The sequence below is a fragment of the Streptomyces sp. NPDC025651 genome, from assembly GCF_055558735.1.
On sequence record NZ_JBVHLZ010000018.1, the window covers coordinates 1 to 11,191 of the forward strand.

Sequence of the window (11,191 nt, forward strand, 5' to 3'; positions counted from 1 at the left end):
TATGTGGTGGGCGCGGACGGGGCGGAGATCGCTCCCGAGGAGATGCGTGCGTATGTGGCCGAGCGGCTGCCGGAGTACATGGTCCCGGCGGCGGTCCTGGTCCTCGACGTGCTGCCGCTGACCGTCAACGGCAAGGTGGACCGGGCCGCGCTGCCCGCGCCCGACTTCGCGGAGCGGGTCTCGGGCCGGGCGCCCCGCACCGAGACCGAGCGGATCCTGTGCGAGGTGTTCGCGGAGGTCCTCGGTCTGGAGCGGGTCGGGGTCGAGGACGGCTTCTTCGAGCTCGGCGGCGACTCGATCAGCTCGATGCAGTTGGCTTCCCGGGCGCGCAGGGCGGGCCTGGTGGTGACACCTCGGCAGGTCTTCGAGGAGAAGACTCCCGAACGCCTCGCGGCCGTGGCGGAAGCCGCGGGGAAGACGGCGGCCGCGGCCGCCGCCGACGTCGGTGTGGGCGAGGTGCCCTGGACGCCGGTCATGCGGGCGCTCGGGGAGGGGGCCGCGCGGCCCGGCTTCGCCCAGTGGATGACCGTCGGTGCCCCGGCGGGGCTGGGCCTCGATGTGCTGGCGGCCGGTCTGGGGGCCGTGCTCGACGCGCATGACATGCTGCGGGCGCGGACGGTTCCCGGTGAGCCGAAGCTGGTCGTGGGCGAGCGGGGGTCGGTGGACGCCGGACGGTTGGTCGTCCGCGTGGACGCGGTGGGCGACGACGACGCGGTGCTGGACGAGATCGCGGGGCGGGCGGCGCGCGAGGCCGTGGAGCGGCTCGACCCGGCGGCCGGTGTGATGGTGCAGGCGGTCTGGGTGGACGCGGGGCCCGCACGCACGGGGCGCGTCGTCCTCGTCGTCCATCACCTGGTGGTCGACGGGGTGTCCTGGCGGATCCTGCTCCCCGACCTCCAAGCGGCCTGCGAGGCGGCCGCCGCGGGCCAGGTGCCGCAGCCGGACCCGGTGGGCACCTCGTTCCGCCGCTGGGCCGAACTGCTCGCGGCCGAAGCGAACGGTGAGCGGCGGGCGGCCGAGCTGGACGACTGGCTCACCTTGCTCGGAGATCCCCGGACCCCGCTGGGCAAGCGGCAGTTGGACCCGGAAAGGGACACCGTACGCACCCTCCGTCAGCAGACCTGGGTGGTGCCGACCGAGGAGGCGGCCACCCTCGTCGGCCGGGCGCCGAACGCCTTCCACTGCGGCGTGGACGACGTACTCCTCGCGGCCCTGGCGGGCGCGGTCGCGCACTGGCGGCCGGACACCGCGGCCGGGCTCCTGGTCGAGGTCGAGGGCCACGGCCGCGAGCCCCTGGACGGGGCGGACCTGTCCCGCACCGTCGGATGGTTCACCGGCGCCCGCCCCACGCGACTCGACACGGCCGCGATCGATCCGGCCCAGGTCATGGCGGGCGGGCCTGCGGCGGGGCGGCTGCTGAAGGCGGTCAAGGAGCAGGCACGCGCCGTGCCGGGCGACGGGCTCGGGTACGCGCTCCTGCGTCACCTCAACCCCGGGACCGCGCCCGCCCTCGCCGCCGCGCCGACCCCGCAGATCGGCTTCAACTACCTCGGCCGTTTCGCCTCGGGCGCCACTTCCACCGGCGAGGTCGTCCCGTGGCAGACGGCGGGAGACATCGCGCTCGGCGGCTCGGTCGACCCCGACATGCCTGTGCCGCACGCCCTGGAAGCCAACGTCACCGTCCGGGACACCGCGCAAGGACCCGAGCTGGAGATCCGGCTGAGCTGGCCCGCCGCGCTCCTGGAGGACGCCGAGGCCGAGCGGCTCGGCCGGACCTGGGTGGAGATGCTCGGCGGTCTCGCCGCGCACGCCGCCGACCCGGCCTCCGGCGGGCACACCCCCTGCGACTTCCCCCTCCTGGACGCGGTGACGCGCAAGGCCCTCACCCAGGACGGAGTCGAGCAGCTGGAGTCGGCCGTCCCGCAACTGATCGACGTATGGCCGCTGTCGCCGTTGCAGGAAGGCATGCTCTTCCACGCCACCTTCGACGACGAAGGCCCCGACGCCTACCAGAGCCAGCGCGTGCTCGCCGTGGACGGACCGCTGGACCCCGCCCGGCTGCGGGCGGCCTGGCAGGCGCTGCCTACGCGGCACGAGGCCCTGCGCGTGAGCTTCCACCGCCTCGCCTCGGGCGACGCCGTGCAGGTCGTGGCCCGGGACGTGGAACTGCCGTGGCGCGAGGTCGACTTGACGGGCCTCACCGAGACCGCCGCGCTCGCCGAGGCGGAGCGCCTGGCAGCGGCCGACGCCGCGGAGCGCCTCGACCTGACGGCGGCACCGCTGCTGCGGCTGCTCCTGATCCGCCTCGGCGAGCGCCGGCACCGCCTGGTCGTCACCAGCCACCACATCGTGGCGGACGGCTGGTCGACGCCGATCCTGCTGGGCGAGGTCGCCGCGGCGTACGCGGCGCACGGTGAGCCCGCCCTGCCGGGACGCACCGCCTCCTACGCGGACTATCTGGCGTGGCTGGACCGGCAGGACAAGGAGGCGGCGCGGGCCGCCTGGCGGGCGGAGCTGGCAGGGGCGGACGAGCCGACCCTCGTGGCACCGGCCGACCTGGGCGGAGCGCCGTCACCGGCCGAGGAACGCTCGGTACGCCTGTCCCGCAAGGCGACGCGGGCCGTGACCGAGCTGGCCCGCGCGCAGGGCCTGACGGTGAACACCGTGCTGCAGGGCGCGTGGGCGCTGGTCCTCGCACGGCTCGCGCGGCGCACGGATGTGGTGTTCGGCACCACCGTCGCGGGACGCCCCGCGGAGGTCACCGGCGTCGAGTCGATGATCGGCCTGTTCATCAACACGCTGCCGGTGCGGGTACGGCTCGACGCCCGGCAGCCGGTCCTGGAGATGCTCGCTCAACTCCAGGAACGCCAGACCGGACTGATGGCCCATCAGCACACGGGACTGGCGGAGATCCAGGCGGTCGGCGGCGCCGGAGCCGTCTTCGACACGATGCTGATGTTCGAGAACTACCCGCGTGGCGCGGCACCGGACCCGGACCGCGCCGAAGCGGGGGCGAGTCTCGAACTCGCCCAGGTGGACAGCCGGATCGGTACCCACTACCCCCTGGCCGTCGGCGTCGTCCCGGACGAGCGGCTGGGCGTGCGCGTCACCTACCGCCCCGACGTCTTCGACGGGCGGCAGGCCCTGCACGTGGGCAGGCAGCTGGTGCGGGTCCTGGAGCAGCTCGCCGCCGACCCGGCGCTGCGGGTCGGCGACGTCGACGTACTGGAGGCGGCCGAGCGCGCCACCGTGGTCGGGCGCTGGAACGCCACCGACCGGCCGGTCCCCGCCGGGACGTTGGGGGAGCTGTTCGCGGCGCAGGCCCGGCGCACCCCGGACGCGGTGGCCGTGCTCGCGGCGGACCGGCGGTGGACGTACACGGAACTCGACCGGGCCGCCGACAGCGTGGCCCGCGAACTGCTGGCGCGCGGGGTGCGCCGCGGCGACCTGGTCGGCGTCGTGATGGAACGGTCGGCCGACGTCGTCGCGGTCCTCCTGGGCGTGGCCAAAGCGGGCGCCGCCTTCGTGCCGGTCGACCCCGCGTACCCCGAGGAGCGCATCGCGCACGTGCTGGCCGACGCCGGCCCGGCGCTCGTGGTGTGCACGCCGACGACCGAAGCGGTGGTTCCCGGGGCGGCGGCCCGATGGGTGCGCGGGGCGCACGACGCAGACGACCCGCGCGACGCGCACGGCGCCGTGACGCCCCTCGCCGGGCGGGGCCGGGGAGCCGAGAGCGGCGCGGTCCGCGCGACGGATCCGGCGTACGTCATCTACACGTCCGGGTCGACGGGCACGCCGAAGGGCGTCGTGGTCACCCACGGCGGCATCGGGAACCTGGCGACCGGCCAGATCGAGCGGTTCGCCGTACGAGCCGAATCCCGCGTCCTGCAGCTGGCGTCGTGGAGCTTCGACGCCGCGGTCTCCGAGATGTGCATGGCGCTCCTTTCGGGTGCCGCGCTCGTGGTGGTCGGCGGGGACCTGCTGCCCCCGCACGGCTCGCTCGCGGACGTCGCCGCCGGGTTCGGGGTGACGCACATGACGGTGCCGCCGTCCGTCCTCGCGACGGTCGACGCGCTGCCGGAGACCGTGGAGACCCTGGTGGTGGCGGGCGAGGAGTGCCCGCCCTGGCTGGCCGAGCGCTGGTCGGACCGGCGCCTCGTCAACGCGTACGGGCCGACCGAGGTGACCGTCTGCGCCGCGATGAGCCGGCCGCTGCGCGCCACGGACGACGGGCCGGTGCCGGTGGGCCGCCCCCTCGTCAACACCCGGGTCTACGTCCTGGACGACTTCCTCAAGCCGGTCGCTCCCGGGATCGTCGGCGAGCTGTACGTGGCGGGTCCGGGCCTGGCGCGCGGATATCTCCACAGGCCGGGTCTGACGGCGGAGCGGTTCGTGGCCAGCCCGTTCGGGGCGCCGGGCGGCGCGGGCCGGATGTACCGCACCGGGGACCTTGCACGGTGGTCCGCCGAGGGTGAGTTGTTGTTCGTCGGGCGTGCGGACGAGCAGGTCAAGGTGCGTGGTTTCCGGGTGGAGTCGGGCGAGGTGGAGTCGGTCCTCGCCGGACACCGTGCGGTGGGTCAGGCCGTGGTGCTGGCCCGGCAGGACGGTCCCGGCGACAAGCGGTTGATCGGGTACGTGGTGGGCGTGGACGGCGCGGAGGTCGTCCCGGAGGAGATACGTGCGTACGTGTCTGATCGCCTGCCCGAGTACATGGTTCCGGCGGCGGTCCTGGTCCTCGACGCGTTGCCGCTGACCGTGAACGGCAAGGTGGACCGGGCCGCGCTGCCCGCGCCCGACTTCGCCGCCCGTGTGTCGGGCCGGGAGCCGCGCACGGAGACCGAGCGGATCCTGTGCGAGCTGTTCGCGGAGGTCCTCGGTCTGGAGCGGGTCGGGGTCGAGGACGGCTTCTTCGAGCTCGGCGGCGACTCGATCAGCTCCATGCAACTGGCGTCCCGGGCGCGCAGGGCCGGGCTGGTGGTGACGCCCCGGCAGATCTTCGAGGAGAAGACCCCCGAACGCCTCGCTCCGGTCGTGGAGGCCGCCGGTCACGAGACAGCCGCTGTCGACGACGTCGGCGTGGGCGAGGTGCCCTGGACGCCGGTCATGCGGACGTTCGGCGACCGCGCCACGGGGGCCGGGTTCGCGCAGTGGGTGGTGCTCGGCGCCCCGGCGGGCCTTGGCCTCGACGTGCTGGCGGCCGGTCTCGGTGCCGTGCTCGACGCGCACGACATGCTGCGCGCGCGGACCGTGCCGGGCGAGCCGAAGCTGGTCGTCGGCGAAGCCGGGTCCGTGGACGCCTCGGCTCTGGTGTCGCGCGTCGAGGCGGTGCCCGGCGAGGTCGGCGCGGTCGCGGAACGGGCGGCGCGCGAGGCCGCGGGGCACCTGGATCCGGCGTCCGGTGCGATGGTGCGGGTGGTGTGGGTCGACGCGGGCCCCGGCTGTGACGGTCAACTGGTCTTCGTCGCCCATCACTTGGTGGTGGACGGGGTGTCCTGGCGGATCCTGCTGCCCGACCTGCAAGCCGCGTGCGAGGCGGTGGCCGCGGGGCGTGTGCCGCAGCCGGACCCGGTGGGCACGTCGTTCCGCCGCTGGGCCGAGCTCCTGACGGCCGAGGCGACCACCGAGCGGCGAGTCACCGAGCTGGACGGCTGGCTCGCCCTGCTCGGCAAGGAACAAACCCCCTTGGGGGCAAGGGCGTTGGACCCGGCCCTGGACACCGCGCGTACCCTGCGCCGCAAGTCGTGGGTCATACCGCCGGAACAGACGGCCACCCTGGTCGGGCGGACCCCGAACGCCTTCCACTGCGGCGTGGACGACGTACTCCTCGCGGCCTTGGCGGGCGCCGTCGGGCACGCGCGGCCGGATGCCGCCTCCGGGGTTCTGGTCGAGGTCGAGGGGCACGGGCGCGAGCCCCTGGAGGGCGCGGACCTGTCCCGCACGGTCGGCTGGTTCACCAGCGCCCACCCGGTGCGGCTGGCCGCGGACGAGGCGGACGCGGCGCAGGTCCTCGCGGGCGGCCCTGCCGCGGGCCGGCTGCTGAAGGCGGTCAAGGAGCAGGTGCGCGCGGTGCCTGGCGACGGGTTCGGGTACGAACTCCTGCGCCACCTCAACCCCGAGACGGCCCCCGCCCTCACGGCCGCCCCGGCCCCGCAGATCAGCTTCAACTACCTGGGCCGCTTCGGAGCGACCCCAGGCGCAGGTGCGGACGCAGGTTCAGGTACAGGCGCCCCCTGGCAGATGGCAGGTGAGACCGCCATCGGCGGCTCCGTCGACCCCGACATGCCCGTCACCCACGTCCTCGCGGCGGGGGCGGCCGTGCGGGACACCCCTGCCGGGCCCGAGCTGACGCTCACCCTGAACTGGCCCGGCGGCCTGCTGCCGGAGGACGAGGCGGAACGCCTCGGCCGGACCTGGGTGGACATGCTCGGCGGCCTGGCCGCCCACACCGCCGACCCGGCAGCCGGCGGGCACACCCCCGCGGACTTCCCCCTCCTCGACGCGGCGACGCGCGAGGCCCTGACCCAGGCCGGAGTCGAGGAGCTGGAGTCGGCGGTCCCCGGCCTGGAAGACGTGTGGCCGCTGTCGCCCCTCCAGGCGGGCATGCTCTTCCACGCCACCTTCGACGAGGCGGCGCCGGACGTCTACGAAGGCCAGCGCGCCCTCGCCCTGGAGGGTCCGCTGGACGCGGCCCGGCTGCGCGCGGCATGGGAGACGGTGCTGCGCAGGCACCCGATCCTGCGGGCGAGCTTCCACCGCCTCGCGTCGGGCGAGGCCGTGCAGGTCGTGGCCCGGGACGTGGAACTGCCGTGGCGCGAGGCCGACCTGTCGGGCCTGACGGAGAATCAGGCGCAGGCCGAGGCGGAGCGCCTGGCCGCGGCCGACGCGGCGGAACGCGTCGACGTGACACGCGCCCCGCTGCTGCGGCTGCTCCTGATCCGCTTCGGCGAGACCCGCCACCGGCTGGTCATCACCAGCCACCACATCACGATGGACGGCTGGTCCCTGCCGGTCCTCATCGGAGAGCTCTCCGCCGCCCACGAGGCACACGCCACCCACCCCGACGCCCGCGACCTCCCCCCGGCCACGTCCTACCGCGACTACCTGGCCTGGCTGAACCGCCAGGACAAGGACGTCGCACGGGAGGCCTGGCGGGCGGAGCTCGCCGGACTCGACGAGCCGACGCTGGTCGTCCCCGCCGATGCGGTGCGGGTGCCGGTCGTCCCGGACCGGATCCGCTTCGCCTTCTCGAAGGACCTGTCGCAAGGCGTCGCCGAGCTGGCCCGCAGCCACGGCCTCACGGTGAACACCGTGGTGCAGGGCACGTGGGCGCTGCTCCTGGCGCGGCTCGCGGGGCGTACGGACGTGGTGTTCGGCGCGACCGTCGCGGGTCGGCCCACGGACCTGCCCGGCGCGGAGTCGGCCATCGGCCTGTTCATCAACACGCTGCCCGTGCGCGTGCCGGTGTCGGCCGGGCAGCCGGTCGCCGAGCTCCTCGCCGAACTGCAGGACCGGCAGGTGGCCTTGATGGCCCATCAGCACATGGGCCTGTCCGAGATCCACCAACTCGCGGGCCCCGGTGCGGTCTTCGACACCCTCGTGGTCTACGAGAACTACCCGCACCCGCCCTCGGCGGCCCCGGCCCCGGACGCCCTGCGCATCCGCCCCGACGGGGAGCCGCAGGACATGGGCCACTACCCGCTGACCTTCGTCGTGTCGCCGGGCGAGCGCATGCAGGGCGACTTCGTCTTCCGCCCCGACGTGTGCGACCGCGCGCGGGCCGAGGCGCTGGTCGCGTCGCTGGTGCGGATCTTCGAGCAGATGGTCGCCGATCCCTCGGCACCCGTCGGACGGGTCGAGGCCGTGGACGCCCCGGGGCGCGACCTCGTCGTACGCGAGTGGAACCGCACGCGGGACCCGGCGGCGAGCACGGCGCCGCTGCCCGAACTGGTCGGGCGGCAGGCCGCGCGGACGCCCGACGCCGTCGCGCTGACGTCGGGCGAACATGCCCTGTCCTACCGGGAGTTGACGGACCGCGCCGGGCGTCTGGCGCGGTATCTCACCCGGATCGGGGTCGGCCCGGAGCGCCGGGTGGCCGTCGTCGGCGAGCGGTCGGCGGCCATGGTGGAGTCGCTCCTCGCGGTGTCGATGGCCGGTGGCGCCTTCGTCCCGGTGGACGCCGGGTACCCGGCGGAGCGGATCGCGTACGTCCTGGACGACGCGGCCCCGACGGTGGCGCTGTGCACACGTGCGTCGCTGGGCGCGGTGCCCGCCGGATTCTCCGGACGCGTCGTGGTGACCGACGACCCGTCCGTGGCCGGCGAGGTGCGGCGGTGCGCGGGCGGACCGGTGCGGGACGAGGAACGGTCGGCGCCCCTGCGGGCGGCCCACACCGCGTACGTCATCTACACCTCGGGGTCGACGGGGACGCCCAAGGGCGTCGTGGTCACCCACGCGGGCCTCGGCAACCTCGCGCGGGCCCAGATCGACCGCTTCGGGGTGCGGGCGGACGCGCGGGTGCTGCAGTTCGCGTCGCCGAGCTTCGACGCGGCGGTCTCCGAACTCTGCATGGCGCTCCTGTCGGGCGCCGCGCTGGTGGTGGCGGGTCCCGACGACCTGCCGCCCCGGGTCTCGCTCGACGAGGCCGTGCGCCGGACGCGCGCGAGCCATGTGACGGTGCCGCCCAGCGTCCTCGCGGCCGAGGAGGAACTGCCGGACACGCTGCGGACCCTGGTCGTGGCGGGCGAGGCCTGCCCGCCGGGGCTCGTGGACCGGTGGTCGCGGGGGCGGCGCATGGTGAACGCGTACGGCCCGACGGAGACGACGGTCTGCGCGGCGATGAGCGAACCCCTGTCGCCGGGCCGCGACGTGGTGCCGCTCGGCCACCCGACGGCGAACGTGCGGGTGTTCGTCCTGGACGAGTTCCTGCTGCCCGCGCCGCCCGGCGTGGCCGGTGAGCTGTACGTCGCCGGTGCCGGGCTCGCGCGCGGTTACCTGGGGCGCGCGGGGCTCACGGCCGAACGGTTCGTGGCCTGCCCGTTCGGGGCGGGGGAGCGGATGTACCGCACCGGGGACGTGGCGCGCTGGACGGACGGGGGCGAACTGCTCTTCGTCGGCCGTGCCGACGACCAGATCAAGGTCCGCGGACACCGCGTCGAACCCGGCGAGGTCGAGACGGTCCTGACCGGCCGCCCGGACGTCGTGCAGGCCGTGGTCGTCGCGCGCCGCGACCGCCCCGACGGCAGCCGCTTGATCGGGTACGTCGTGCCCGAGAAGCGGCACGACGTCGACGCCGACGAGATACGTGCGTACGTGGGCGAGCGGCTGCCCGAGTACATGGTTCCGGCGGCGGTGGTCGTCCTGGAGCGGCTGCCGCTCACGGCGAACGGCAAGGTGGACCGGGCCGCGCTGCCCGCCCCCGACTTCGCCGAGCGGGTCACGGGCGGCGCGCCGCGCACGGACACCGAGCGGCTCCTGTGCGACCTGTTCGCCGAGGTCCTGAACCTGGAACGCGTCGGCGTCGGGGACGGCTTCTTCGAGCTGGGCGGCGACTCCATCATGTCGATGCAGCTCGCGTCCCGGGCCCGCAGGGCAGGGCTCGTGCTCACGTCGCGGCAGGTCTTCGAGGAGAAGACGCCCGAACGCCTCGCGCAGGTCGTGGAGTTCGCCGAGGACGAGCCCGCCGTCGAGGACGTCGGCGTGGGCGAGGTGCCCTGGACGCCGGTCATGCGGGCGCTCGGTGAGCGGGCCGCGCGGCCCGGCTTCGCCCAGTGGGTGGTCGTCGGGGCGCCGGCCGGGCTCGGCGTCGACGTGCTGGCGGCCGGTCTCGGCGCCGTCCTGGACACGCACGACATGCTGCGGGCGCGGACCGTGCCGGGCGAGCCGAAGCTGGTCGTCGGCGAGCGCGGGGCGGTCGACGCCGGGAAGCTGGTCGTCCGCGTGGACGCGGCCGGGGCGGCGGACGACGCCGCCCTCGACGAGATCGCGGGGCGGGCGGCGCGCGAGGCCGTGGAGCGGCTCGACCCGGCCTCCGGCGTCATGGCGCAGGCGGTCTGGCTGGACGCGGGACCCGCACGCACGGGGCGCGTCGTCCTCGTCGTCCACCACCTGGTGGTCGACGGGGTGTCCTGGCGGATCCTGCTCCCGGACCTGCGGGTCGCCTGCGAGGCGGCCGCCGCGGGCCAGGACGTGGCGCTGGACCCGGTGGGCACCTCGTTCCGCCGCTGGGCCGAACTGCTCGTGGCCCAGGCGACCGGCGAGCAGCGGGCGGCCGAGCTGGACGACTGGCTCGCCCTGCTCGGTGAGCACCGACCCCCGCTCGGCACGGCGATGCTGGACCCGGAACTGGACACCGTGCGCACCCTACGGAACCGGACGTGGGTCGTGCCGCCGGAGCAGGCGGCCACCCTGGTGGGACAGACACCGGCGGCCTTCCACTGCGGCGTGGACGACGTCCTCCTCGCGACACTGGCGGGCGCCGTCGGGCTCTGGCGGCCGAGCGCCACGACCGGGCTGCTCGTCGACGTCGAGGGGCACGGCCGCGAACCCCTGGACGGCGTGGACCTGTTGCGCACGGTCGGCTGGTTCACCAGCGTGCGACCGGTCCGCATCGAGCTGGCCGGTGCGCAGTTGGACGGCGCTAGGGCCGGTGGCAGGGCTGCGGGTAGCTTGGTGAAGGCCGTCAAGGAACAGGCCCGGGGGGTGCCCGGTGACGGCCTCGGTCATGAACTGCTGCGTCATCTCGACCCCGTGGCGGGCCCCGTCCTGGCGGCCGCGCCGACCGCGCAGATCGGCTTCAACTACCTGGGCCGGTTCGCGGCGGGCGGCGGTGCGGGAGCGGCCGGCGCGGGCGGCGCGGGACCGGTCGGGCCGTGGCAGTTGGCGGGCGAGACCGCGATCGGCGGCTCGGTCGACCTCGGCATGCCCGCCGCACACGTGCTGGACGCGGGCGCGGTGGTCAGGGACACCGCCGAAGGACCCGAGCTGACGATCACCCTGAGCTGGACGAGCCGGCTGCTGGAGGAGGCGGACGCGGAACGGCTCGGCGAGACCTGGCTGGAGATGCTCGACGGACTGGCCACCCACACCGCGGAGCCCGCGGCGGGCGGGCACACCCCGTCCGACTTCCGCCTCCTGGACCTCGCACAACACCAGATCGAGGAACTCGAAGCCGGATTCGCCGGCGAGTAGCCGA

At 75.1% G+C, this 11,191-nt stretch carries 1 protein-coding gene; it reads left to right on the plus strand.

All coding sequences use genetic code 11. The features are described 5' to 3' along the window. The first annotated feature begins 42 nt into the window (after positions 1-42). Complete coding sequence (locus ACZ4D5_RS39985; RefSeq protein ID WP_467777414.1) at positions 43-11,187, plus strand: amino acid adenylation domain-containing protein; 11,145 nt, start codon at positions 43-45, stop codon at positions 11,185-11,187. Positions 11,188-11,191: the final 4 nt, after the last annotated feature.

Coding starts and splice junctions, on each gene's coding strand:
- ACZ4D5_RS39985 (WP_467777414.1), top strand. CDS start 43: ATGCGTGCGTATGTGGCCGAGCGGCTGCCGGAGTACATGGTCCCGGCG.